At 72.8% G+C, this 25,083-nt stretch carries 22 protein-coding genes; 9 read left to right on the forward strand and 13 right to left on the reverse strand.

Features of this window, described 5'->3' with window-relative positions:
- The 4 genes from AB0K03_RS11075 to AB0K03_RS11090 form a co-directional block, all read right to left on the reverse strand.
- Positions 1 to 2,697: ATP-dependent helicase (locus AB0K03_RS11075; protein WP_364683714.1), on the reverse strand; the 2,697-nt coding region annotated here is incomplete at its 3' end.
- 59 nt (positions 2,698 to 2,756) lie between these two features.
- A complete protein-coding gene (locus AB0K03_RS11080) occupies positions 2,757 to 3,770 on the reverse strand; it encodes a LacI family DNA-binding transcriptional regulator (RefSeq protein ID WP_364683084.1) in 1,014 nt (337 codons plus the stop codon).
- A gap of 515 nt (positions 3,771 to 4,285) precedes the next feature.
- A complete protein-coding gene (locus AB0K03_RS11085) occupies positions 4,286 to 4,834 on the reverse strand; it encodes a TIGR00730 family Rossman fold protein (protein ID WP_364683086.1) in 549 nt (182 codons plus the stop codon).
- Position 4,835: 1 nt separating this feature from the next.
- Positions 4,836 to 5,612 (reverse strand): TIGR00730 family Rossman fold protein, encoded by a 777-nt coding sequence (locus AB0K03_RS11090; RefSeq protein ID WP_364683088.1) that lies wholly within the window; start codon positions 5,610 to 5,612, stop codon positions 4,836 to 4,838.
- A 211-nt stretch (positions 5,613 to 5,823) separates the two neighbouring features.
- Between AB0K03_RS11090 and AB0K03_RS11095 the strand changes: the two genes are divergently transcribed.
- Positions 5,824 to 5,982, forward strand: a complete 159-nt coding sequence (locus AB0K03_RS11095) for a hypothetical protein (protein WP_364683090.1) — start codon at positions 5,824 to 5,826, stop codon at positions 5,980 to 5,982.
- 3 nt (positions 5,983 to 5,985) lie between these two features.
- Here AB0K03_RS11095 and dapE read toward each other — a convergent pair whose 3' ends face one another.
- A complete protein-coding gene (dapE, locus tag AB0K03_RS11100; RefSeq protein WP_364683092.1) occupies positions 5,986 to 7,059 on the reverse strand; it encodes a succinyl-diaminopimelate desuccinylase in 1,074 nt (357 codons plus the stop codon).
- 46 nt (positions 7,060 to 7,105) lie between these two features.
- Between dapE and dapD the strand changes: the two genes are divergently transcribed.
- Positions 7,106 to 8,053, forward strand: a complete 948-nt coding sequence (gene dapD, locus AB0K03_RS11105; protein ID WP_364683094.1) for a 2,3,4,5-tetrahydropyridine-2,6-dicarboxylate N-succinyltransferase — start codon at positions 7,106 to 7,108, stop codon at positions 8,051 to 8,053.
- A 6-nt stretch (positions 8,054 to 8,059) separates the two neighbouring features.
- On the opposite strand, the gene AB0K03_RS11110 is transcribed toward dapD, so the two are convergent.
- The 3 genes from AB0K03_RS11110 to AB0K03_RS11120 are packed head-to-tail and all read right to left on the reverse strand — an operon-like array spanning position 8,060 to position 10,385.
- Positions 8,060 to 8,941 (reverse strand): hypothetical protein, encoded by an 882-nt coding sequence (locus AB0K03_RS11110; RefSeq protein WP_364683096.1) that lies wholly within the window; start codon positions 8,939 to 8,941, stop codon positions 8,060 to 8,062.
- A complete protein-coding gene (locus AB0K03_RS11115) occupies positions 8,941 to 9,468 on the reverse strand; it encodes a sigma-70 family RNA polymerase sigma factor (protein WP_364683098.1) in 528 nt (175 codons plus the stop codon). The genes AB0K03_RS11110 and AB0K03_RS11115 overlap by 1 nt, the downstream gene beginning before the upstream one ends.
- A gap of 59 nt (positions 9,469 to 9,527) precedes the next feature.
- The gene (locus AB0K03_RS11120) at positions 9,528 to 10,385 is read right to left on the reverse strand and encodes a LysR family transcriptional regulator ArgP (protein WP_364683716.1); all 858 of its coding nucleotides are present in this window, start codon (positions 10,383 to 10,385) and stop codon (positions 9,528 to 9,530) included.
- A 66-nt stretch (positions 10,386 to 10,451) separates the two neighbouring features.
- Between AB0K03_RS11120 and AB0K03_RS11125 the strand changes: the two genes are divergently transcribed.
- Both AB0K03_RS11125 and AB0K03_RS11130 read left to right on the forward strand, forming a co-directional pair.
- Positions 10,452 to 11,045: a LysE/ArgO family amino acid transporter gene (locus AB0K03_RS11125; protein ID WP_364683100.1), complete on the forward strand. Its 594-nt coding sequence runs from the start codon at positions 10,452 to 10,454 to the stop codon at positions 11,043 to 11,045.
- A 43-nt stretch (positions 11,046 to 11,088) separates the two neighbouring features.
- Positions 11,089 to 13,776: a hypothetical protein gene (locus AB0K03_RS11130; RefSeq protein ID WP_364683102.1), complete on the forward strand. Its 2,688-nt coding sequence runs from the start codon at positions 11,089 to 11,091 to the stop codon at positions 13,774 to 13,776.
- Between the two features lie 12 nt (positions 13,777 to 13,788).
- Here AB0K03_RS11130 and AB0K03_RS11135 read toward each other — a convergent pair whose 3' ends face one another.
- Both AB0K03_RS11135 and AB0K03_RS11140 read right to left on the reverse strand, forming a co-directional pair.
- On the reverse strand, positions 13,789 to 14,205 hold the full coding sequence (locus AB0K03_RS11135) for a VOC family protein (protein WP_364683104.1): 417 nt from the start codon (positions 14,203 to 14,205) through the stop codon (positions 13,789 to 13,791).
- A 5-nt stretch (positions 14,206 to 14,210) separates the two neighbouring features.
- Positions 14,211 to 14,660, reverse strand: a complete 450-nt coding sequence (locus AB0K03_RS11140) for a helix-turn-helix transcriptional regulator (protein WP_364683106.1) — start codon at positions 14,658 to 14,660, stop codon at positions 14,211 to 14,213.
- A 100-nt stretch (positions 14,661 to 14,760) separates the two neighbouring features.
- Between AB0K03_RS11140 and AB0K03_RS11145 the strand changes: the two genes are divergently transcribed.
- The 3 genes from AB0K03_RS11145 to AB0K03_RS11155 all read left to right on the forward strand — a co-directional run bounded on the left by AB0K03_RS11145 (position 14,761) and on the right by AB0K03_RS11155 (position 20,500).
- Positions 14,761 to 15,801, forward strand: coding sequence for a MerR family transcriptional regulator (locus AB0K03_RS11145; RefSeq protein WP_364683718.1), 1,041 nt, complete (start codon positions 14,761 to 14,763; stop codon positions 15,799 to 15,801).
- A gap of 282 nt (positions 15,802 to 16,083) precedes the next feature.
- Complete coding sequence (locus AB0K03_RS11150) at positions 16,084 to 19,197, forward strand: bifunctional diguanylate cyclase/phosphodiesterase (protein WP_364683108.1); 3,114 nt, start codon at positions 16,084 to 16,086, stop codon at positions 19,195 to 19,197.
- Between the two features lie 64 nt (positions 19,198 to 19,261).
- Entirely contained in the window at positions 19,262 to 20,500 is a 1,239-nt protein-coding gene (locus AB0K03_RS11155; protein ID WP_364683110.1) for a pyridoxal phosphate-dependent aminotransferase family protein, read from the forward strand.
- On the opposite strand, the gene AB0K03_RS11160 is transcribed toward AB0K03_RS11155, so the two are convergent.
- Both AB0K03_RS11160 and AB0K03_RS11165 read right to left on the reverse strand, forming a co-directional pair.
- The gene (locus tag AB0K03_RS11160; protein WP_364683112.1) at positions 20,466 to 20,993 is read right to left on the reverse strand and encodes a GNAT family N-acetyltransferase; all 528 of its coding nucleotides are present in this window, start codon (positions 20,991 to 20,993) and stop codon (positions 20,466 to 20,468) included. The two genes, AB0K03_RS11155 and AB0K03_RS11160, sit on opposite strands and share 35 nt — an antisense overlap.
- Positions 20,968 to 21,354 (reverse strand): metalloregulator ArsR/SmtB family transcription factor, encoded by a 387-nt coding sequence (locus tag AB0K03_RS11165; RefSeq protein WP_364683114.1) that lies wholly within the window; start codon positions 21,352 to 21,354, stop codon positions 20,968 to 20,970. The genes AB0K03_RS11160 and AB0K03_RS11165 overlap by 26 nt, the downstream gene beginning before the upstream one ends.
- Before the next feature lie 162 nt (positions 21,355 to 21,516).
- Here AB0K03_RS11165 and AB0K03_RS11170 point away from each other — a divergent pair, with 162 nt between their 5' ends.
- Together AB0K03_RS11170 and AB0K03_RS11175 are read left to right on the forward strand one after the other, a co-directional pair.
- On the forward strand, positions 21,517 to 21,888 hold the full coding sequence (locus AB0K03_RS11170; RefSeq protein ID WP_364683116.1) for a hypothetical protein: 372 nt from the start codon (positions 21,517 to 21,519) through the stop codon (positions 21,886 to 21,888).
- A gap of 45 nt (positions 21,889 to 21,933) precedes the next feature.
- Positions 21,934 to 22,998 (forward strand): beta-eliminating lyase-related protein, encoded by a 1,065-nt coding sequence (locus AB0K03_RS11175; RefSeq protein WP_364683118.1) that lies wholly within the window; start codon positions 21,934 to 21,936, stop codon positions 22,996 to 22,998.
- A 25-nt stretch (positions 22,999 to 23,023) separates the two neighbouring features.
- On the opposite strand, the gene AB0K03_RS11180 is transcribed toward AB0K03_RS11175, so the two are convergent.
- On the reverse strand, positions 23,024 to 24,973 hold the full coding sequence (locus AB0K03_RS11180; RefSeq protein WP_364683720.1) for a cellulose binding domain-containing protein: 1,950 nt from the start codon (positions 24,971 to 24,973) through the stop codon (positions 23,024 to 23,026).
- Positions 24,974 to 25,083 lie beyond the last annotated feature (110 nt).

Raw genomic sequence — 25,083 nt, forward strand, 5'->3', positions numbered from 1 at the left:
GGCGGGCAGGTCCGACGGCGCGGCGGCCTGGCCGGCGGCCGGGTCGGCGGCCGGGTCGGCGGCCGGGTCGGCGGCCGGGTCGGCGGCCGGGTCGGCGAAGACCGGGACGTCCGCGGGTATCGGCGCCGGCGCCGGGTTGACGGGACCGGCCGGGTTGGGACCGTCGGGTTCCGGTTCCCGCAGGCCCGGGTCGTCCAGGTCGGGCTCCGGGGGGCCGGGGTCGTCGGGGCCCGGTTCCGTAGGACCTGGGCCTGGGTCTGGGCCCGGGTCGCCGGGGCCGGGCGGCGGGTCGTCTCCGCCGCGGCGGTCGGGCATGGCGAGTTCGGTCAGGAAGCGGCTGGGCTGTTCCTCGCCGTCCGCGCCGCCCACGCTGGCCGACGCCACCGCCGTCACGACGAGCCGCTGCCGCGCCCGGGTCGTGGCCACGTAGAAGAGGCGGCGTTCCTCGTCGAGCAGCGCCGACGTCTGCCCGGCGATCGCCGCGGAGCCCGGCGCGGCCCGCCCGGCGAGAACGTCGACGAGCCGTTCCGAGCCGAGCAGGCTGCCGCGCAGCCGCAGGTCGGGCCAGATGCCCTCCTGTACGCCGGCCAGCACGACCACGTCCCACTCGAGGCCCTTGGCGGCGTGCGCGGTGAGCAGGCGTACGGCCTCGCCGCGGTCGGCGCTCGGGGCGATCGAGTCGGCGGGCAGGTCCTGGCCCAGCACGTGGTCGAGGAAGACTTCGGTACGCGCACCCGGCAGCCGGTCGACGAACCGGGCGGCCGCGTCGAAGAGCACCACCATCGCGTCGAGGTCCCGGTCGGCTGCCTCGGCGCGCCACTGGCGGGCCCGGCTGCCTTCGCCGCCGGGGTCGGCGGGGGCGCCGCGGGTGCTGAGGGCGTACCACTTGTCGGCGAGACCACCGGCCCGCCAGACCGACCAGAGCACCTGCTCGGCGGTCGCGCCCGGCGCGGCCGCCGCCTCCCGCGCGGTGGTGAGCAGCCGGGCGATGTTCTGCGCGGGGGCCGCCCAGCGCCGCTCGACCATGTCGAGGCCGGCGGGGTCGCGTACGGCGTCGACGAGCAGCTCACCGGAGGGCCTGCGGTCGCCGGCCGCCATCGCCAGGGCCCGCAACCCCTGCCGCAGCCGCCGCTCGGCCAGCGGGTCCGCCCCGCCCAGCGGTGAGTGCAGCAGCGCTACCGCCGCCTCCTCGTCCAGCACCGTGGGGTCGAGCGCGCAACGCAGAAGCAGCAGGAAGGGAGCGACCGCGGGCTGCAGGTGCAGCGGCAGGTCCTCGGCGTGGGTGACGGTCGGTACGCCGGCGGCCGCGAGCCCGCGCTGCAGCGAGGGCAGTTGCAGGCTGGTGGACCGCAGGACGACGGCCATGCGCGACCATGGCACGCCGTGCAGGAGGTGGGCCTCGCGCAGGGCGTGCGCGACGAACGCGGTCTCGCTGGTCGGCGAGCGGAATGTCCGCACGACCGCCCCGGCCGCCGGCCCATCCGCCGGAGAAGGCGCCACGGCCGAAGAGGGCGCCACGGCCGGGGAAGGCGCCACGGCCGAGGAAGGCGCCGCGGCCGGAGAAGACTGCGGGGCCGGAGAAGACTGCGGGGCCGGAGAAGACGGCGGGGACGGAGAAGACGGCGGGGATGGGGGCGGCGGGTGCATGGGGCGGTGGCGTACCCGGCCGCGCATCCGGCGTGCGACCCGGCTCGTCGCCTCCAGCAGGGCCGGCCGGGCGCGGTAGTTGGTGTGCAGCGTGACGACCTCCGCCAGCGCGCCCGAGGCGGTGCGGAAGCGGGTCGGGAAGGTGTCGATGACCTCCGGGTCGGCGCCGCGGAAGCCGTAGATGGACGAATCCGGGTCGCCGAACGCCACCAGGGGTTTGCCGCCCCCGGCGACCAGGGAGAGCAGCTCGACCTGGGCCGGGTCGGTGTCGGCGAGTTCGTCGACGTAGACGTACTCGAGGCGGCGGCGTTCCGTTTCGAGCAGGGCCGGGTCGTCGGTGAGCAGGCCGGAGGCGGCCCGGATGAGCTCGGCCGGGTCGTAGGCCGTCGAGCCTCGGGTGGTGACGTCGCGCAGGGCGAGGACGGCGACGTACTCGCGGAGGAAGCGGGCCGCGGCCGGCCAGTCGTCGCGGCCGAGCTTCTCGCCGAGGCGGGCGAGCTCGGCCGGGCCGACGCCGCGCTCCGCGGCGCGTTGCATGAGGTCGCGCAGCTGCTGGGCGAACGCCCGGGTGGGCAGGGCCGGGCGCAGCGCCTCGGGCCAGCCGACCGTGTCCAGCGCCTCGTCGTCGCCGACGACCTCGAGAAGCTCACGGATGACGAGGTCCTGCTCCGGGCCGGTGAGCAGCCGGGGGGACGGCTCGCCGCGCTCGGCGGCCGCCCGTCGGAGCAGGCCGAAGGCGTACGCGTGGAAGGTGCGTACCAATGGCTCGTGGTAGGTCGCGCCGCCGATGCGGGCCTCGATGCGGTCGCGCAGCGCCGTCGCGCCGCGGCGGCCGAAGGTCAGCACCAGGATGCGTTCCGGGTCGACGCCCGCGGCGATGCGCTCGGCGACGGCCTCGACCAGCACGGTGGTCTTGCCCGTGCCGGGGCCGCCGACGACCAGCAGCGGGCCGTCGGTGTGCCCGGCGACATACCGCTGCAGCGGGTCGTCCAGCAGCGGGACCGCGGCGGGCGCGGGGCGGCGCACCAGCCGGTACGCGGGCCGGCGCACGGCCGCGGGGGTCGAGGTCACGGCACCAATGACACCACGCAGCTACGACAAAAACCGCTTCAGGGCTTCCCGATCGAGGCGCGCAGGCGTACGGGCATGGGCACGCGGTGCACCTCGGGTTTGCCCGGCGAGCCGAGCAGCAGCTCCACGGCCTTCCATCCGAGCTGGTAGTGCGGCAGGGAGATGCTGGTCAGCTGGGGTCGCAGCCACGCGGCGAGGTCGGAGTCGTCGAAGGAGAGCACCGACACGTCGTCGGGGACGGCCCGCCCGGATTCGCGGAGCGCCTGGTACGCCCCCAGCGCGATCCGGTCGTTCAGGCAGATCAGCGTGCGCGGGTTGAGCCCGTTCGCCAGCGCGGCGCGCACCGCCTCGTACGCGGGCTCCGGCCACCAGTCGCAGTCGATGGTGCCGGCGAGCTTGACCCCCGCGGCGCCGAAACCCTCGCGGATGCCGGCGAGGCGTTCGCGGCCGGCGAAGACGTGCTGGGCGGGGTTGCCGACGAGGTGGATGCCGTCCCGGTGACCCGCCTCGATGATCGTCTTGGCGGCGCTCCAGCCGGCGCCGACCTCGTCGGGGATCACCGCGTGGTACGCCGGCTTCGCCGCCCGCGTCAGGCAGTTGAGCAGGACGACGGGGTGGCCCTTGAGCACCTTGGGGATGCGGACGTACCGGGTGAACATGCTCGCGTACACGAAGGCGTCGACCTGCCGGTCGAGGAAGTCGGAGATGAGCTTGTCCTCGACGACCGCGTCCCCCTCGGTCTCGCCGATGAAGAGCAGGTGGCCGTGGGCGACCGCCGCGGCGAGCGCGCCGTGGATGGCGCGGCCGGCGTACGGGTCGGACGCCAGGGTGTCGGAGACCAGAGCGACGGTCTTGGTGACCTTCGTCCGCAGGCTCCGCGCCATGAGGTTGGGCCGGTAGTCCAGCTCCTGGGCCGCCCGGAGCACCCGTTGCCGGGCGTCCTCCGAGATCCGCATGTCGACGTGGCGGCCGGCGAGGACGAAGGACGCCGTACTGCGGGACACGCCGGCCCGCTGTGCGACCTGCAGCAGGGTCGCCCGTTGCTGGGGCATGACGCAGAGTCTTCCACGCGGCGTCCACGTCGCCGAGGTCGTCGGAGCACCTTTCGTGAAACTTCACGGGGGTCTGACGCATCGACGGCTCTTGACGCTCGGCCCGGAAGGGAGGAGCGTCACCGCTAAACCCATCTAGCAGACCCCCTGTCGGGCCGGCAGCCGCAGTCGCACCGGTTCGGCAGGGCTGGGGACGCCCTGCGGACTCCCTGACCTGTCCCCGCGGGCCAGGGCGGGCCGGCGTCTCCTCGCCGCCGCGGGCCGCCGTGGGCGCGCGGCGACGGAGCCCGGCCCGGCAGCGTCCAAGCCGCCGGCGCCGCGGGAGTGTCGCGCACCGGGCGCGCGTCCGGTGAGAGCGTGCCCCGGCGCGCCCACCGCGTCGCCCGGCGGGCTGCCGAGGCCCCTGGTCACGCCGGGGACGGATGACTACCGTCCCCGGCGTGACACCCGCGCCGCAAGCAGAGCGGGAAGGCGCCGGAAAGCGACGAGACGCCGCAGGCGAAGCGGGAAGGCGACTACGCCGCGAGCGCCTGCTCGACCGCGTCCAGCGCGGCGTCGATCGAGGTCACCAGGGTGACCTGCGCGAGCGCGGGCCGGCGGACGAACGCCGTCTCGGTGATCTCGCCCAGCCAGGTCCACAGTCCGCCGTAGAAGCCGTCCGGGTCGAGCACGACGATCGGCTTGCGGTGCAGGTCGAGGGTGGCCGTCGTCCACACCTCGAACAGTTCGTCCAGGGTGCCCAGACCGCCGGGCAGCGTCACGAAGGCGTCGGAACGCTCGATCATGATGTTCTTGCGGGCGCCCATGTCCGTGGTGACGACCAGCTCGTCCGCGGCGGCGTCGGCGACCTCGAGGTCCACCAGGGACTGCGGGATCACGCCGAGGGTGTGCGCGCCGCCGATCCGGGCGCCGTCGGCGACCGCGCCCATCATGCCGACGCAGCCGCCACCCGAGACGAGGGTGTGCCCGCGCGGGCCGAGGGCCTTGCCGAACGCGGTGGCGAGGTCGAGGTGCTTGCGGTCGATCACGGACGAGGAGGCACAGAAGACGCAGATGGCCGCCACGTCACCGCTTCCCGGAGCCGTTGGCGGCGCGGTCGGCGTCCACGATCATCTTGACCGCCTCCCCGACGTCGTCGGTCAGCGTGATGAGGTCCAGGTCGTCGGGGCCGACCTTGCCGTCGGCGAGCAGCCGCTGCTTGATCCAGTCGAACAGGCCGCCCCAGTATTCGGAGCCCATGAGGATGACCGGGAACCGGGTGACTTTGCGGGTCTGGACGAGCGTGACCGCCTCGAACAGCTCGTCGAGGGTGCCGAAGCCGCCCGGCAGCACCACGAACGCCTGCGCGTACTTGACGAACATGGTCTTGCGGACGAAGAAGTAGCGGAAGTCGATGCCGATGTCGACCCAGTCGTTGAGTCCCTGCTCGAACGGCAGTTCGATGCCGAGCCCGACCGACATGCCGCCCGCCTCGGTGGCACCGCGGTTGGCCGCCTCCATCACACCCGGGCCGCCGCCGGTGATCACCGCGTACCCGGCCTCGGCGAGGGCCGCGCCGAGGTCGGCGGCGAGCTCGCACTCGGGGCTGTCCGGCAGGCTGCGGGCGGAGCCGAAGACGCTGACCGCCGGGGGCAGATCGGCGAGGGTGTCGAAGCCCTCGACGAACTCCGAGAGGATCCGCAGCGCCCGCCAGGCGTCCTTCGTCTTCCACTCGCCCCGGTGGTGCGAGTCGAGCAGTTTCTCGTCGGCCGTGCTCGGTGGAATCGACTCACGCCGCAGCGTGACGGCGCCGCGATGACGCTCATGGGGTACGCGACCACGGCCGTTGGTGCTGTCCGTCATGGCACCCACGGTAGTGCGGACGGTCCGTAACCGGTGAATAACCGGTTGGGTTTCGGCAAGAGGATTGCGGCCCCGCGGCGTTTTGCCAGATTGAAGCAACGGACGGTAGCTCCGCGACGTCTGTACAGTTACCGACCCGCGCAGTTACCGACGCGCACGGCAGGCACGGCGACCGGCTCCGGCCGGGCATCTGGGCGAAGGAGCCACCGTGATGACCCGTTACGAGCGCATGAAGATGCAGCGCCGCATGCAGCGGCGGATCCGGCAGGTCGTCGAGGAGCGGCGCCTGGCGCTGGCCCTGCGGCCGCCGTCGGACCCGGCTTTCGACCCCGAGGCCACGGTGGAGATACCGCGGCCGCAACAGAGCTGACGATCAGTACGCCGCCAGCCAGCGGTGCAGCGTGGCCGCGCCGTCCCTGATCTTCCCGATCTCCACGTGCTCGTCCGGGGCGTGGGCCAGCATCGGGTCCCCCGGCCCGTAGTTCAGCGCGGGCACGCCCAGCGCCGCGAACCGGGACACGTCGGTCCAGCCCAGCTTCGCGGCCGGCTCGGCGCCCACCGCGGTCACGAAGTCGCGGGCCGGGGCCGCGTCCAGCCCGGGCAGCGCGCCGGGCGCCGAGTCGGTCACCTCGAGGTCGAAGCCGGCGAAGACCTCGTGCAGGTGGTCGAGCGCCTGCCGCTCCGTACGGTCCGGGGCGAAGCGCAGGTCGACCTCGACGGCGCACTCGTCCGGGATCACGTTGCCGGCCACCCCGCCGGAGATCCGTACGGCGTTGAGCCCTTCACGGTACGTACACCCGTCGATGGTCACCGTGCGCGGACGGTAGTCGTCGAGGCATCGCAGCACCTCCCCCGCGGCATGGATCGCGTTCACTCCCCGCCACGCCCGAGCGGGGTGTGCCCGGCGCCCGTGGGTGCGTACGGTCACCTTCAAAGTGCCCTGGCAGCCGGCCTCGACCACCCCGTACGTGGGCTCCAGCAGGACCGCGAAGTCGGCGGCCAGCCACTCCGGACGGTGTTGCGAGAGCAGGTGCAGTCCGTTGAACCGGCTCTCGATCTCCTCGGCCTCGTAGAACAGGAACGTCAGGTCGTAGCGCGGGTCCGGCAGGGTGGCCGCGAGGTGCAGAGCCAGGGCCACGCCCGACTTCATGTCCGCGGTGCCGCATCCGTAGATGAGGTCGTCCACGACGGTCGAGGGCAGGTTGCCGTTGACCGGCACGGTGTCGAGGTGCCCGGCGAGCACGACACGTCGCTCCCGGCCGAGGTCCGTCCGGGCCATCACCGTGTTCTGGTGGCGCTCGGTGCTCAGGTGCGGCGCCTGCCGCAGGACGTCCTCCACGCAGTCGGCGATGACCTTCTCGGCGCCCGAGACGGACTCGACGTCGACCAGGGTGCGGGTGAGCACCACCGGATCGACGAGAACGTCCGGGGTCAGGGGGTTTCCCATGAGCCGCACACTACCGGCCGGACATGCCCTAGTAGGGTTCCGCGGTGTGAGTAGTGCGATCTCGACCTCGGCAGCCTGGGGCATCGGCCTCGCCACCGTCACCGCCGACGGGACGGTCCTCGACACCTGGTATCCCACCGGCTATCTGGGCCTCGGCGCCCTCCCGGAGGAGCCGCCGACGCTGCCCGCCGGGCTGGTCGGCCCGAAGGCGCTCGCCGGCCTCTCCACCGTCGAGGTGCGCACCGAGGTCGGCTCGCTCGCCGACCCGGTCAAGGACTCCGCGGACGCGTACCTGCGGCTGCACCTGTTGTCGCACTGCCTGGTGCGGCCCAACGAGCAGAACCTCGACGGCATCTTCGGCAAGCTGGCCAACGTGGCGTGGACCTCGGCCGGCCCGTGCCCGCCGGACCGGGTGGACGAGCTGCGCCTGATCGAGCGCGCGGCCGGCCGGCACCTCTCGGTGTACGGCGTCGACAAGTTCCCGCGGATGACGGACTACGTGGTGCCGTCGGGCGTACGCATCGCCGACGCGGACCGGGTGCGGCTCGGTGCGCACCTGGCGAGCGGGACCACCGTCATGCACGAGGGGTTCTGCAACTTCAACGCCGGCACGCTGGGCACGTCGATGGTCGAGGGCCGCATCGTGCAGGGCGTCGTGGTGGGCGACAGCTCCGACGTCGGCGCGGGTTCGTCGATCATGGGCACGCTCTCCGGCGGCGGCAAGGACAAGGTGTCGATCGGCGAGCGCAGCCTGCTCGGCGCGAACGCGGGCATCGGCATCTCGCTCGGCGACGACTGCGTGGTCGAGGCGGGCTGCTACATCACCGCCGGCTCGAAGATCACCCTGCCGGACGGCCGCGTGGTCAAGGCGCGCGAGCTGTCGGGCGTCGACAACCTGCTGTTCTGGCGCAACTCCGTCACCGGCGCGCTCGAAGCCCGCCCCCGCAAGGGAACGGGCATCGAGCTCAACGCGGCGCTGCACGCCAACGACTGACCGGGCTCACGGCGCCTTGATGGTGACCGGCTTGTTGAAGTCGTAGAAGTCGATGGTGGCGAGCGGGTCCTGCCCCTCGATCGTGCCGCCGATGCGACGGACGAGGTTGTCGGCCACCCAGATGTCGACCGTCACCGGGGAGCTGTAGGAGGCGAGGCCGTCGAGGCCGAACCAGCCGAGCTCGGTGTCCGGCAACTTCGCCAGCGCGACATCCGGGTCGGCCGCGCTCGTGCGTTCCGCGATGCTGAGGCGGTAGTGCGTGGCCTCCACGCCGCGGACGCTCTCCGTGCCGATCCTCTGCACGTTCCCGTCGCTGACGGCGGCGCGGACGACGTCACCCGCCGCCTTGGTGAACGGCACCATCTTCTCCTCGGCGGAGAGCTTCTTGCGCGTGGTCTTGCCGCCGGCCGGCGTGGTGTACCGCACGTCGCCCACGACGATCGTGGTCTCGGAGGTCCCCTCGCCCTTCGTGACGATGCGCCAGTCGTCGCCGTTCACCTCGCCCTCCGCGCTGAAACCGCCACCGCCGTGCACGGCCTCGCTGAACTTCAGCGACTTGACGTTCTGCGTCTTCTCGGCGGCGGCCAGCAGGATCGACGGGCCGGAGGCGGTCGGCGACACGCTCGGCTGCGAATTGCCGGTGACCGCGACGGTCACCGCGACGGCCGCGGCCGCAACGCCCATGACCAGGGCGGCGATGACCGCGCGCCGCTTGCCCCGGCGCGGGGCGGCCGGCGTCCGGTCGACTCGGATCGGTGTGCTGGTCTGCGTCATGGACTTCTCCAGAATGGCTCGGTAGCGGGCTGATCCCGGCGCCGGAGGGGCGTCACGGAGAACGGGATCCAGCGCGCCGAGCCGCTCGATTCCACGGTCGTCGTCGGCGGTCATCAGCGATCACTCCCCTTTCCGCGGGATTCGGTCCGTACCTGTGCGGCATCGGGAGGATCTCGCCGCTCGAGTTCGCGGGAAAGGCGGGCACGTGCTTTGTAGAGGCGCGACGACACATTCGCCGCCGTAATGCCGAGAACGGTGGCCATGTCCGAGACGCTCAATCCGTCCCAGGCGCGCATGAGCAGCAGATCCCGGTCTTCCTCGGACAGCTCTGCCAGCGCCTCCCAGACGAGCCCGTCCTGCTGGTACGCGACCGGTTCCCCCTGCAGGGTCGCCAGCCGCAGGTGCAGGTTGCGTTGCCGCCGGGCCGACCGCCGGTGGTTCGCCAGGACGTTGCGGGCCACGCCGAAAAGCCATAACCGGCCGTCGGTGGCGGGTATCTGCGTACGCCTGCGCCAGGCGACGGAGAACGTCTCGGCGGTGACGTCGTCGGCGTCGGAGCCGGAATCCGTACGCCGGCGCGCGAATCCCCACACGTCCGTGAAGTTCGCCGCGAAGAACCCGTTGAATTCTTCCTCGGTCATGCAGCTCCTCCGCCCTAGGTTGCCACCCTTCCTGTCCGGCAGGATCCGGATCTCGCCGGTCAGCGGAGAACTTCTCCGGCGGCGGCGCGGACGGCCGCGGTCAGCGTCGTGAGGACGGTGGATTCCAGGCGCCAGTACTGCCAGTACAGCGGCACGTCGAGAGGGCGTCCCGGGGTGAGCTGCGTCAGGCGGCCGGCGGCCAGGTCGGGGCCGGCGAGCTGCTCCGGCACCATGCCCCAGCCGAGGCCCAGGCGGATCGCGTCGACGAAGGCGGCGGCGGCCGGGACGTAGTGGATCGGTGGGTCGAGGTGGCGGCGCGTCACCGACGCGAGGAAGCGGTGCTGCAGCCGGTCCTTGCGGTTCAGCACGATCATCGGCGTCGTCGCGAAGTCGTCGAACACCCCGGGCGCCGCCACGGCGAGGTAACGCATCGCGCCCAGCCGTTCGACCCGGCAGCCCTGCACGGCGGTGTGCTGCGCGGTCACCGCGGCCATGGCCGTACCGGCCCGGAGCAGGTCGGCGGTGTAGTCCTGGTCGTCCTGGTGCAGGTCGAAGCTGAGCGCCGGTTCGGCGGGCAGGGCGGCGAGCGCCGGCAGGAACCAGGTGTGCAGCGAGTCGGCGTTGACGACCACCGCGATCCGGGTACGCCCACCGCCGCCGAGTGCACCGCGGGCCGCGTCGAGGGCCTCGCGTTCCAGCAGCGCGACCTGGCCGGCGAGGCGTACCAGGGCCTGGCCCGCCTCGGTCGGCTCGGCCGGTTTCGTGCGCCGGACGAGCACCTGCCCCACGGCCTGCTCCAGCGCCTTGACCCGCTGGCTGACGGCCGAGGGCGTCACGTGCAGCGCCCGGGCGGCCGCGTCGAAGCTGCCCTCGCCGATCACCGCCTGGAACGTGGCCAGCTGCACCGCGTCCATCAGTTCTCCTTAAGTTCCTGAAGAATCTTTAGCTGGAGCACAGCATGGCACCGCCCTAGCGTGAACGTCGTGCTCACCTCCGCCCTCGCCGGCTTCGCGGCGTCCGTCGTGCTCATCGTCGCCATCGGCGCGCAGAACGCCTTCGTGCTGCGCCAGGGCCTGCGGCGGGAACACGTACTCCCGGTGGTGGTCGTCTGCGCCGTCTCCGACCTCGCGCTGATCACGGCCGGCATCGCCGGCCTGGGCGCCGTCGTGGCCGCGCGCCCGGTGGCCGTCACGGTGATCCGGTGGGCCGGGGCCGCCTTCCTTCTGGCGTACGCCGTGACGGCAGCGAAGCGGGCACTCAGGCCGGCCACCCTCTCGCCCACCGGCCGCGGCCCCGCCACCCTGCGCGCGACGCTGCTCACCTGCCTCGCGCTGACGTACTTGAACCCGCACGTCTACCTGGACACGGTCCTGCTGCTCGGCGCGGTCGCACAGCAGCACCCGCACCGGTGGTTCTTCGGGCTGGGAGCCGCCGCGGCCAGCGCGGTGTGGTTCACCGGTCTCGGCCTCGGCGCACGGCGGCTGGCACCGGTCCTCGCGCGGCCCGCGGCGTGGCGGGTCCTCGACGGCCTGATCGCGGCCGTCATGGCCGGGCTCGCCGTCGCCCTGCTTGCTTAGACACCCATCGACCGATTTGCACGTATCGAGTAGACACGGGCGCATGCGAAGACTCCTCGTGTCGGCCGCGCTCGCCGCGGCCCTCGTGATCGGATCCGGAGGGCAGGCCTGGGCCGCCCCGGATCCGGATCCCGTCGGCCTCCCCGCCGGCTGGTCCGTCCAGGACGGACATCTGACCTGGCACTCCGACAAGCGGGTGCCGATGGGCGACGCGGCCGTCGAGTTCTGGGCCGGCGACCGCCTTCTGGGCCGGCCGCTCGCCCAGCGCGACCAGCGGACGTTCCGCCTCGACCTGCACGAAGTGACCAGCCTCGACTCCCTGCAGGTCCGGGCGGGCGGCAAGCGCCTGGACGAGGCCGCCCCGCCCGCCGCCCGCCGCCGGTCCGCCGCGCCTGCCGTGAGCGCTCCCGCGCCGCTGGCCGAGAACCCCGTCGATCCCGGCGTCAAGGGTCCGTACCGGACGGTCCGCGGCGAGTACTCGCTGGCCGGCGTCAAGCTCCCCGACTTCCCGGCGAAGGTCGAGATGCAGGCCGTGGTCGTCGCGCCGAAGGGCGCGCCGGGCAAGCGGCCTCTCGCGCTGTTCCTGCACGGACGGCACTCCATCTGCTACAACGGCGCCGACGAGGACGCCCCGCAGGACTGGCCGTGCCCCGCGGGCACCAAGCCGATCCCGAGCTACCGCGGCTACCTGCAGGCGCAGGAGCTGCTGGCCTCGCAGGGCTACGTCACGGTCTCCATCTCGGCGAACGGCATCAACGGCCAGGACTTCGCGGCCGAGGACGGCGGCGCGCAGGCCCGCTCCTCGCTGGTCCGCCAGCACCTGGCGAAGTGGGCGGCCTGGGCCGGCAGCGGCCGCTCCGGCGCGCCCGCGATCGTCCGGTCCGCGCCCCGCGCCGACCTGTCCAAGGTGTTCCTGATGGGCCACTCCCGCGGCGGTGAGGGCGTCAGCCGCGCCGCGATGGACACGCTCACCCCGCCGCCCGCGGCGCAGGACGGCTACCACGGCAAGGTCCGCTGGACGATCCGCGGCCTGCTGCTCATCGGCCCGACCATCTTCGGGCACAACCCGGTGCCGGACGTGCCGTCGGCGACGATCCTGCCCGGCTGCGACGGCGACGTCTCCGACCTGCAGGGCCAGATCTTCATCGACGAGACCCGCGGCGTGAGCCGGGGCAAGGCGCTGCACAGCTCGCTCTACGTGATCGGCGCCAACCACAACTACTTCAACACCGAGTGGACGCCGGGACAGGCGGCCGCACCGGCGTGGGACGACTTCTGGAGCGAGGAGCCCGACCCGGTCTGCTCCCCCGGCACGCCCACCCGCCTCACCGCGCCGCAGGAGCAGCAGGTCGGCGCCACGTACATCGCGGCCGCCGCGCGGCTCTTCGTGGGCCGCGACGACCGCGTACGGCCGCTGCTCGACGGCAGCGGCGTCCGGGCCCCGTCGGCCGACCCGGCACGGGTGCTCAGCCACGCCATCGGCGCCCAGCGCACGGCCGCGCTGATCCCGTCGCCGTCCGTGGCGACCAGCGCCGGCGCCCGCATCTGCACCGAGGTCGCCGACGATGCCAGCGCCTGTCTGGACCCCGCGGACTACACGCAGCGCTCGGCGCACTTCGTCTCGTTCAACGGCGTCTCGCCCGAGCCCGGCCGGTACGCGGCCGACCTCACGTGGTCGTCCGCGGACAAGCCGATCACGCTGACCGCGGCGCGGCCGGTGTCGCTGGCGGGCCACCGCTCCCTCGCGCTGCGGCTCATGGTCGCGCCGAACACCACGGGCAACCGCTTCGGCGTCGCCGTGATCAGCCCGACCGGGCACCGTACGCAGCTGGGTGAGGTGCGCGCCGACGGGCTGCCCGGCACCGAATACACGACGTCGTACTGGGCGCAGGAACTGCGGGTGCCGCTCAAGGGGCTGCACGGCAAGGTCGCGAAGCTCGAGCTGACGCCGCGTACGGCGAGCGGCCGGGCGTTCCTGGTCGACGCCTGGGGCTGGAACCCGGGCACGCCCGACCCGCGCGAGGCCTCGCTGCCGCGCATCGACATCGGCACCCTGAAGGTCAAGGAGGGCGACTCGGGGACCAAGACGTACCAGGTGCCGGTCAAGATCACCGGCCGGGGCGGCGGCACGGTCCGGCTGTTCATGATCGACTCGGTCACGTACCAGAGCACGTCGTGGCTCGCGACCGTCCGCCCCGGCGCCCGCACCATCCCGGTGCCGGTCAAGGTCGAGGGCGACACCCTGTACGGCCAGGACGAGGGCAAGATGCTCGGCGCCAAGGCCGAACGCGGCTTCGTGATCGGCGACTACCAGGGCGGCATCGACGTCCGCAACGACGACCCGGCGCCGAAGCTGAGCCTGGGGACGGTGACGGACAAGGTGGCCGAGGGCGGCACGCTGCGCTGGCAGATCAAGCTGTCCGCGCCGGCCGAGACGCCGTTCGACATCTGGGCGTCGCCGCTGAAGCCGGCGAGCGGCACCGAGCTGTCCAGCACCGACGTCGACCCGGCCTGGTTCCAGGAGTACGCGTACGAGGACCCGGAGCCGTCCCGGCCGCTGTCGTCGACGTATCTGACCCCGTACACGACGATCGAGCCGGGCAAGACCAGCGCTGAGATCACCGTCCCGACGGTGACCGACAGCCTCGCCGAGTCCGACGAGGTCGTGCAGCTGCAGTTCTCGGAGGACTCCGGCCTGGGCACGGTCACCGGTACGGTCACGAACGGCTGACCTCGGACCGCGTCACCCCTCCGGGTACTGGGAGAACCGCACCATGTTCCCGGAGGGGTCGCGGAAGGCGCAGTCGCGGACGCCGTACGGCTGATCGATCGGTTCCTGGAGCACGTCGGCGCCGGCCGCCCGTACCCGGTCGAAGGTCTTGTCGCAGTCGTCGGTGCGGAAGATGACGCCCGGCAGCAGCCCCTTGGCCAGCAGGTCCGCGGTGGCCTGCCGGTCGGCCGCCGAGGTGTGCGGGAAGTAGCCCGGGATCTCGAGACCGATCTCGACGCCGGGCTGCTCCGGCGCTCCCAGCGTCAGCCAGCGGCTGTCCTCGAACATGGCGTCGGCACGCACCTCGAGGCCGAGCACGTCGCGATAGAAGGTCAGAGCCTCGTCGTAGTCGTGGACGACGAGGAAGCAGTGCGAGAGCGAGATCGTCATGCCCCTCACGCTAGGGCCGCGCGGGGCGCCGGCGCTTCTCCGGATCTGACCGGTTGGCCCAGGCCACGGGCGATGCACCCGGGTACGGCCGCGACACCGTCGTGGGCCGCGGCCCGGTAGGCGCTCGGCGTCTGCCCGACCAGTTCGGTGAAACGGGCGCTGAACGAGCCGAGCGACGTACAGCCCACCTGGACGCACGCCTCGGTCACGCTGACGTCGCCGCGGCGCAGCAGGGCCTTGGCCCGTTCGATGCGGCGGGTCATCAGGTACGAGTACGGGGTCTCGCCGTACTCGGCGCGGAAGCGGCGCGCGAAGTGGCCCGCGGACATGTGCGCCGTACGGGCGAGCGCCGGGACGTCGAGCGGCTGGGCGTACTCGCGGTCCATCCGGTCCCGGGCCCGGCGCAGCAGCGGAAGGTCGTCGGGGTTGCCCCGGCGCCGCCGGCCCGTCACCATCTCGACTCACGTGCCATGCCGAGCACGATGACACAGATCCGCGGCGGATTTGACCCTCGACCTGGTCGAGGCACCAGGGTTCGGCGGTGTGGAGAGCGAGATGCGCGGAATCGGCGAGGTGTCCCGGGCCAGCGGCCTCGGGGTGAGCGCCCTGCGGTTCTACGACCGGGCCGGCGTGCTCGTGCCGGCCGAGGTGGACCCGGTGACCGGCTACCGGCGGTACGGCGAGGAGCAGATCCTCGCCGCCCGCCTGGTGGCCGGGCTGCGCCGGGTCGGCATGCCGGTCGCGGACATCGGCCGGGCGGTCGCGGAGCTGGCCGATCCCCGGGCCGTCCGCAAGCTGCTCGACGAGCATCTGCGCCGGCTGGAGGACGGCCTCGCCGACGCCCGCCGTGAGCTCTCCCGGCTCCATCACCTGCTGGACGACGAGGAGAACACCATGACCCGCATCAGCCTGCCCGCCGCCGCGCTCGCCGCCGCCCTCGACGCGGTGCGCTTCGCCGCCTGCGCCGACCCGGCCCTGCCGATGATCAACAGCATCCTGCTGGAGACCGGCGCCGACGGCGTGCTGACCGTGGCGGCCACCGACCGGTTCCGGCTGGCCGTCGCCGAGGCCGCCGCCACGGTGGCCGGCCCGCCGGTCCGGGTGGCCGCCCCGCTGCCCTTCATCGACGAGCTGCGCCCGCTGCTCACCGGAGACGTCACCCTGATCCTGGACGACGCGTCGCTGGTCGCCGAGACGGCCGGGCGTCGCGTCGAGGGCCGCCCGATCGAGGCGGGGTGGCCGGATCACCGTCGTCTCGTGACCCTCGACTCCCCCGGCGCCCGGCGCGTCACCGTGGACGGGTCCGAGCTGCGCAGCGTCCTGCGGGCGGCCACCACGGTGACCCACGAGCACGAGGGCACCAGGTTCGAGGTGGCGATCCTCACCATCGACCCGGCCGGCGAGCTGCGTACCGCCGATCCGGACGCCTGGGCCGCCGACGCCGACGCGCACGTGGCGGTCAACCGGGAGTTCCTGCTGCAGGCGCTGGACGCGGGCGGCCCGGGGCAGCTGGTGCTGGAGCTGGACGGCCCGATCAAGCCGCTGGCCGTACGCGGCACCGCCGGGTTCTCCATTCTCATGCCGGTACGCCATTGAACCGGTAGCGTCGTCCCAGGCCGACTAGTACGATCCCGAATCCCCGAGTGCGATGCATTTGTCGTCTGGCGTTGACACTCAGTCCTGAATCTCCGAGGCCGATCAAGAGGTAGTGACGCCAGTTTTCACCGGCAGGCACACACACGGCCTGGGCAGGTTGCGTTGAGTGCAGACGAGCGCTACTCCGTCGAGGGTCGCCCGAGCGATGCACGCCGATGGCGTGCCGCCGGGCGACGCTCGGCCACCGCCGTCTCCGTCGCGGACCAGCCGAGTGTCCGTCCGGTGCCGGACCTGGAGGCGCTGCGGCGCCTGGAGGCGGCGGGGTCATCGGGACCGTCCGGGCGCGACGGCGCGGCCCGGGCCCGCCGGGACTCGCTGCTGAGCCGGGCGATGATGGCGCACATCGCCGTCAGCTTCTGCCTCGTCGGCGTCTACATGGTGTTGCCGGGGCCGATCGTGGCGGCGTGGGCCTTGATCGTCCTGTCGTCGCTGACCGCCTTCGTCGTCGGCGTCACGCTGAACGCGCCCCGGCGCCGGGGACCGTGGCTGCTGCTCGGCGGCGGCTACGCCGCCTTCGTGGCGGGCACGGTGGTGGCCCTGCTCACGCCCGGTCAGTTCCCCTCACCGGCGGATCTGGTGTTCCTCGGGGTCTCGTCGCCCCTCCTGGTGGCCGGGCTGGTCGGGCTGACCCGGTCGGGCGCGCGGCTGCCCGACCGCGCCGGCATGCTGGACGCGGTCATCCTCACCGTCGGCGTGGGATTCCTCGCCTGGACGTTCCTGATCAACCCGTTCCTGCAGGATCCGACGCTGAGCCCGCTGGAGAAGGCTGTCTCGATCGCGTACCCGCTGTCGGATCTGCTGATTCTGGCGATCCTGGCCCGGCTGGGCGTGAGTGCGACCCGCAACACCAGCCTGGTCTTCCTGCTGATCTCCGGTGCGGCGCTGCTGACCGCGGACACGCTGTACGGGCTCAGCCGGCTGGGCGGCTTCTGGCAGCTCGGCAGCCCGAGCGACGTGGGCTGGCTGCTCTTCTGCATCGCGGGTGGGGCGGCCGCTCTGCACCCGTCGATGATCCGCGCCACCGAGCCGCAGGTGCTCAGCAGCACGGAGATCTCACTGCGCCGCGGTGTGCTGATCGTGGCGTCGCTGCTGGCCCCCGCGGCCCTGCTGGTGCAGGCGCTGCGCGGCCCGGTCACCGACGGCATCCTCATCGCCGCCGCCTCCGCCGCGCTGATCCTGCTGTCGCTGGCACGCATGTCCGCCGTCGCCACGGGCCTGCGCCAGACGCTGGCCCGCGAGCGCGAGCTGCGGCTGGCGTGCGAGGCGTTGCTCGTCTCCACCGAGGTCGAGGAGGCCAACGACGTCGTACGCCGCGCGGTGGGGCACATGCTGCCGCCCGGCACGCAGCACCGGGTGGTCCTGGCGGTGCACGACGACCCCGTGGTCACCCCGGACGGCCCGGTCGCCGCCGGCGGTTCGCTGGGCGGCGCGCTGGAGCTGCGGTACGTGGTGACGCTGCCGCCCGAGGTCGCGGAGCCGCTGGCGACGTACGAGCTCGCCCTGTACTGCCGGCTGGCGGTCGGCCGGACGTGGATCGGCGACCTGTACGTCGGCGCGGACGAGCTCGCGCTCATCGACCTGCAGGAGGCGCTGCCGGTGCTGGCCGGCCAGGCCGCCACGATGATCGACCGCATCCGGCTGAACCGGGAGATCAGCCGGCGGGACAGCCAGGCGTACTTCCGGACGCTGGTGCTCAACGCCACCGAGGTGATCGCGATCCTCGGCGACGACAACCGGATCACGTACGTGAGCCCCGCGGCCGAGCCGGTGATCGGCACGGCCGACCTGGTCGGCACCGGCGTGCTGGACCTCATCGACCCGGAGCAGCGCGACGACGTGCGCCGGGAGCTGGACGCGGCCCGCACCGGCCCGTCCGTCGAAGCGCTCAACCTGTGGCGGGTACGCCGTACCGACGGCCGGCTGATCTACACCGAGGCGGCGATCGGCGACATGCGCTCGGAGCCGGGCGTCCAGGGCCTGGTCATCACGCTGCGCGACGTCACCGAGCGCCGCCGCCTCGAGCAGGAGCTGATCGCCCGCGCGTACGTGGACCCGCTGACCGGGCTGGGCAACCGGCTGCAGTTCCAGGACGACGTGGCCGCGGCCGCCGCGGGCCGGGAGAGCGGCACCTGCGGCGTCATGATCTGCAACGTCGACGGGTTCCGGACGGTCAACGACACGATGGGCCACGAGGTCGGCGACGAGTTGCTGATCGTCGTGGCGAAGCGGCTCTCCGCGGCGCTCGCCGGCCGGGGCAGCGTCGCCCGCCTGGGCGCCGACGAGTTCGGCATCGTGATCCGCGACGCGCCGGACGTGGCGTACCTCGAGAAGCTCGCGGACCAGGTCGTGGGCGTCTCCGCCGAGTGGTTCCACGTGGGCGGGAGCCTGGTGGCGGCGTACCTGCGCGCGGGCGTGTCCACCACCGCCGACGCCGGCACCGCCAAGGAGCTGCTGGGTCAGGCGGACGTCGCCCTGGACACGGTGACGGCGGGTGACGGGCCGCGGTGGCGGCGTTACGAGGCCTCGCTGCACGAGGAGGTCCTCGACCGGATGCAGCTGCGCAAGGACCTGGACCGCGCGTTCGCCGAGGACGCGTTCCGGCTCGCCTACCAGCCGATCGTCGAGCTGGGCAGCACGCGGACGGTCGGCTTCGAGGCGCTGCTGCGCTGGCAGCACCCGGAGCGCGGGATGGTCTCGCCGGCCGTCTTCATCCCGCTCGCCGAGGAGTCGGGACTGATCGTCGAGCTGGGCGCCTGGGTGCTGCGGACGGCCGTGGCCACCGCTGCCGCCTGGCGCCGGGAGCACCCGCGGGACACGCCGTACGTGAGCGTCAACGTCTCGGTGCGGCAGTTCCGTTCGCCGGACTTCGTGGACCAGGTCTTCGCGGAGCTCGCCCGCTCCGGGCTGCCCGCGCACCTGCTCACGCTGGAGATCACCGAGAGCCTGCTGCTGGGCGAGCACGAGCGGATCCACAGCGACATCGCGCGGCTGCGCCAGGCCGGGATCAAGATCTCCATCGACGACTTCGGTACGGGCTACTCCTCGCTGAGCTACCTGCACCGGGTCCCGGTGGACACGCTGAAGCTGGACAAGTCGTTCGTGGACACCATCACCGGCTCGCAGCAGCAGCTCGACCTGGTCCGCGGCATCATCCAGCTGGCCGGGACGCTGAACCTGGACGTGGTGGCCGAGGGCATCGAGACCGAGGAGGAGCACCGGCTGCTGGCCGAGGCGGGCTGCCGGCTGGGACAGGGCTTCCTCTTCGCGCGCCCGCTCACCGAGGAGGACGCTTATCGGCGAATCGCGCAGGCCGCGCCACCGGTGGAGTCCGAGTGAGCGCATCGTCACAATAAGCTTTACTTAATGGACGGTGCGTCACTACCTATGCCTAGCATCGCGCATGCTCCTCCCCGCCCCCAACGCATCGTCCCCCGCTGCCGAGTCCGCCTACCGCAGCATCGCCGAGCTGACCCGCGCCGGGCTGTGGGACCAGGTCATCGACGAGGTCGACGGCCGCAACATCCGGATCGGCGACCGCTGGCACGTCGACTACGCGTCCTGCAACTACCTGGGCCTCGACCTGGACGAGGAGATCCAGGCGGCGATCGGCGACCAGGTGCGGCGCTGGGGCACGCACCCGAGCTGGTCGCGCATGCTGGGCAGCCCGCGGCTCTACCCCATGATCGAGGAGCGGCTCACCGCTCTGCTCGGCGCGCCGGACACCCTGGTCCTGCCGACGATCAGCCAGATACACCTGTCCGTCATCCCCGCGCTGGCCGGCAAGGGTCACGTGCTGATGGACTCACGCGCCCACCGCACCATCTACGACGGCTGCGTGCACGCCCGGGCGCTCGGCGCCACCCTGCAGCGGTTCCGTTCCGAGGACGTGCAGCACCTCGCCGAGCTGCTGGCCGCCGTCCCCGCGGGCGAGCCGGTGCTGGTCTGCATGGACGGCGTCAACAGCATGACCGGCAACACTCCGGACGTGCCGGCGTTCGCGGAGCTGTGCCGCCGCCACGACGCCACGCTCTACATCGACGACGCGCACGGCTTCGGCATCATCGGCGAACGTACCGACGACGAGACGTCGCCGTACGGCAGCCGCGGCAACGCCGTGATCCGCCACTACGGGCTCGACTACGACAACGTCGTGCTGGTGGGCGGCTTCTCCAAGGCGTACTCCTCGATGCTGGCCTTCGTCGCCTGCACCACGCCGGTCAAGGAGCACCTCAAGATCGCGGCTCCGCCGTACCTCTACTCCGGGCCGGTGCCGACCGCGTCGCTCGCGACCGTCCTCGCCGGGCTCGAGGTCAACGACGTCCGCGGCGACGTGCTGCGCGGCGAGCTGTTCCGCAAGACCCGGCGGGTGCTCGACCACCTCGACGGCATGGGCGTGCAGACCCCCAACCTGACCGGCTACCCGCTCGTGCAGATCCCGCTCGTCGACGGCGAGAACCTGCCCGAGGTGGCGCGCACCCTGCTCGAGCGGGGCATCTACGTGACGCTCGCGCCGTACCCGGGCGTACCCAAGGACCAGGTCGGTTTCCGCATCCAGATGACCGCCGCGCACACCGACGAGCAGGTCGACGGCCTGCTGCACACGCTCACGGAGCTGGACGGGGCGCTGCGTCACCGCTGACCGGATCCGCGCGCAGGTCGCGTACCCAATGGGCGCAGCGCAGCGGGCGCCCCTCGTAGTCGAGGTCGCAGTCCTCGCCGCGGGTGAAGCCGAGCTTGCGCAGGATGGCGTTGGACGGGCCGTTCGTGACCGCGGGGAAGGCGTGCAACAGCCCCACCCCGCGGTCCAGCGCGTGCGGAAGGAGCTGCTGGAACGCCTCGAAGGCGACGCCGCGCGCCTGGTGGCCGGGGACGAGCATGGCGCCCAGCTCGTGGATCGGCTGCGACTCCCACTCGGACCGCCAGATCGCGATGACGCCGACCGGCGACGCCTCGTCCTCCGGCAGGATGGTGAAGATCAGATCACCGCCGGCGACCTCCTCGAGCCGCCGCCGGTGCACCCGGTCGGCGTGCTCCTCATCGCCGACGCCGCCGAGATGCCCCACGACCTGCGGATCGGTCTCCAGCCGCAGGGTCAGCCCACGGTCCTCATCGGCGTACGGACGAAGTCGCATGGCTTCTGCCTACCAGCTCGCCGGTGGGCGGCGCGACACCGCCGAGCAGCTGGACGAGCAGCTCGTCCCGGTCGGTGAGCACCGCGCCGAGCAGCCGCCGCCCCACCGCCAGCAACGCGACGACGTCCGGGGTGCTGAGGGCGTACACCACCAGGGAGCCCTCCCGCGTGGAGGTCACGATGCCGGCGCGGCGCAGCACGGACAACTGCTGCGACAGGTTCGACGCCTCGACGTCGATCTCGGCCAGCAGGTCGCGTACCGGCAGCGGACCGTCCTGCAGCAGCTCCAGCACCCGGATCCGGACGGGGTGCCCGAGCGTCCGGAACAGCTCCGCCTTCGCCTGGTAGAGGGGCTTGGACACGCCTGAACCCTCGCAGAACCCGGCCGGCGGCGACGTACGCCCGGTGCGACGGCCGGACTTTGCTGAATTGAGCAGTTGAAGAAGTTCGCACATCGGGTGCGATCCCGCCGCCGCCGTCCGGGCCATCCTCGGCATCGACACAAGTCATGACAGGAGGACCCCATGCCGGAGATGGACGTCGCTCTCAAGGACGCGATGCAGATCAGTGGCGCGCTCGGCGCCGCACTCGTCGATTCCGGGAGCGGGATGGCGCTGGGGCTCGTCGGCGGCAAGGCGGACTTCGACATGACCGTCGCCGCGGCCGCCACCACCGACGTGGTGCGCGCGAAGCTGCGCACGATGCAGATGCTCGGCCTCGACGACTCCATCGAGGACATCCTCACCACGATGAACAACCAGTACCACCTGATCCGGCCGCTCACCTCGCGCAGCGGCGCCGGACTCTTCCTCTACCTGGCGCTCGACAAGGGCAAGGCCAACCTGGCGATGGCCCGGCACCAGCTGCGCCGCATCGAGGCGACGATCGACCTGTGACCGAACCGGCCTGACAGGCGACTGCGGACCGGCGAGACTGGTGGCGTGGATGAGGCAACCCGGGCCCGGTGGGCCGCCTGCACCGACTCGTTCCTCGGCAACGGCCTCGTCCGTCCCCGGGACCTGATCGCCACCGTCGACCCGGACGCCGCGCCGGACGTGTACGGCGAGGGCGGCGCCGTCACCGAGCTGGAACGCTACGTTGCCGCCCTGCTCGGCAAGCCGGCCGCCGCCTTCCTGCCCAGCGGCACGATGGCCCAGGCGGCGACCCTGCGCGTGCACGCCGACGCCCGGGGGCCGCGGACCGTGGTGTGGCACCCGTACTGCCACCTCGAACGGCACGAGGGCCAGGGCTATCAGCGGCTGCACCAGCTCACCGGGCGGCACGCCGGCGAGCTGGACCGGGTGCTCACCCTCGACGACCTGCAGGCGGTCGCCGAGCCGGTCGCCGCGCTGCTGCTGGAGCTGCCACAGCGCGACCTCGGCGGCCGGCTCCCGCCCTGGGACGAGCTCGTCGCCCAGACCGGCTGGGCCCGCGACCGGGGCGCCGCCGTCCACCTCGACGGCGCCCGGCTCTGGGAGGCCACCGCCGGGTACGAGCGCTCCCCCGCGGAGATCGCCGCGCTCTTCGACACCGTGTACGTGTCGTTCTACAAGGGCGTCGGGGCGTTGCCGGGCTGCTGCGTGGCCGGCTCCGAGACCGACATCGCCCAGGTCCGCGAGTGGCGCGGCCGGCTCGGCGGAACGTTGTACGCGATGTGGCCGGCCGCCTCGTCCGCGCTCACCCTGCTCGACGCGGCGCTCGACGAGATGCCGGCCCGGATGCGGCACGCCCGGGCCATCGCGGAGGCGCTGGCCGGCGTACCGGAGATCCGCGTCGTGCCGGACCCGCCGCAGACGCCGATGATGCACCTGCTGTTCGCGACGTCCGCGGAGGCCTACCGGACGAACGCGAAGCGGCTGGCGGAGGAGACCGGCCTGTGGGTGTGGCCCAGCGCGGCGACGACGGGCGACCCCGGCGTGGTCCGCACCGAGCTGTCGGTGGGCCGGGCGACGCTGCGCCACAGCCCCGCGGCGATTGCGGAGATCGTCGCGGGGCTGTGCGTCTAGCGAGCCGGCTCGGGCGCGACCCTGATCAGCCGGTCGTGCAGACCGTGCCGTTCAAGGTGAACGCCGTGGGCAGCACGTTCGGTCCGCTGTAGGAGCCGACGAAGCCGACCGACGTCGTGCCCTGGGCGGCGATGGCCGCGTCGCTCGTCACGCGGACCGTTGTGCCGGTCTGCTGCCAGGTCGCGTTCCAGCCGCTGCTGACGGTCTGCCAGCCCGTCGGCCAGGTGAAGGCCAGCGTCCAGCCGGCCACCGGCGCGGCCGTGTTGTTGGTGATGTCGATCGAGCCGACGAAGCCGTTGCCCCAGTCGTTGGTGTCGGCGAAGCGGACGGTGCACGCCGACTGCGCCGGTGTCGCCGTCGTGAACGTGAGCGGGAGCGACGACCAGGAGGCCGTGCCGCCGGTGTCGCGGGCCACCACCGTGACGGTGTACCGGCGGCCCGGCTCGAGGTTGCGGGCCGTGAAGGACGTGCCGGTGGTCTCGCCGAGCTGCTCGCCGGCCCCGGCCGTCTGCCGGTACACCTCGTACTTCGCGATCGGGCGGGAACCGGCCCGCGCGGCCGGCCAGGAGATCGTCGCCGTGCGGTCGGTGACCGCGCCGACCACCGGCCGGCCCGGCTGCTGCGGCGGCGCGGCGTCCGGGCGGGCCGGGTGCAAGGTCAAGAGCGTCAGCGAGTACGCGGGGAGCACCTGGCCGGACACGTCGCCGGTGCCACCGGTCTGCACGGCGTCCCCGCCGTTGCGGTACGACGAGACGGCCGGCGCGGCGGCGGACGGCGTCCACCCGTGGAAGGTGAGGGCGGCGGTGTGCGCCCGGTCCGGGTCCTTGTTGACCAGCAGCACGGCGAGGTCACCGTTGGGCCGGCGCGACGCGTGCGCGGTCACCAGCGGATTCCCGGTGCCGGCCCGCACCAGCTGGTCGCCCGGCCGCGCGAAGTCGGCCGTCAGGTCCAGCCCGTGGTACGGCGCGAACGGCGTGTTCAGGGCCGGCTCGCACACCGACCCGTCGGCCAGGCAGCCGCCGCTGGACAGCAGCCCGAAGTCGCCGTAGTCGGTCTGCCCCGCGACGGTGGAGACGGTGCCGATGCCGTTGTGCACGTTCCACCACTGCACGGTGAACACGCCGTTCTCCAGCAGCCCGCTGTACGCGTCGGCCAGGAACAGGGCGCCGGGCTGCGTGTTCGGCCCCACGCCGACGTTGGTCTCGGTGAGGCTGATTCCGATGCGTCCGGCGCCGGGCCCCGCGTACCGGTCGATCTGCTCCCGGAGCAGGTGGGCGGCGTCGCTGATGTGCTCGGTCCGGCTCAGCGCCTCCGCCGCGGTGCCGCCACCGGGATACCAGTGCACGTCGGCGAAGTCGATCGCGGCGCCGGCCAGGCGCAGCACGGTCTGGTTCCACGTGCCGTCGTCGCCGGCGGCCACGATGCCGTCCGGCCAGTTGCCGGGCATCGTCAGGACGGCGCCGATCTTGATGTCCGGGTCGACGGCCTTCATCGCCCGCGAGTAGGCGACCACTTCGGACGCGTACTGGGCCGGGCTCTTGTCGGCGTGGTCGTCGGCCTCCCACCCGGAGCCGTAGTGCCCGTTGCCGTAGTTCTCGTTGCCGATCGTCCAGTACGTGGCGTCGTACCCCTTGGTGACGTTGGCGTACCGCACCCAGTCGGCGGCCTCCTGCGCCGACCCGGTCCCGTAGTTGGCGATGATCATCGGCTCGGCGCCGACGCGCTGGGCGGCGGTCATGAACGTGTCGAAGTCGGTGCCGGGAGCCACGTAGCCGCCGGGCGCGGTGTGGTCGCGCCAGTGGTAGATGTCGGCGTAGGAGCCGCCGGGGTAGCGCAGCATCCGGACGCCGGCGTTCTTGAGCAGGTCGGCGACGGCGGGCTTGCCGAGCTCGGCGTCCCAGATGGCGTGGTTGACGCCGATCGCGGTGTCCGGAACGGTGGCGAGGCCGGCCCGGACGTCGACATCGACGGCGATGTCCGCCGCGGCTGCCGGTGCGGCCGCGGGTGGTGCGCCGTGGGCGGGCGAGGTGGCGGAGGCGGTGGTGACCGTGGCGAGCAGGACGGCGCTCGTCAGGGCACGCCGCA

It is taken from the genome of Actinoplanes sp. NPDC049316 (assembly GCF_040677315.1).
Classification (GTDB): Bacteria; Actinomycetota; Actinomycetes; order Mycobacteriales; family Micromonosporaceae; genus Actinoplanes.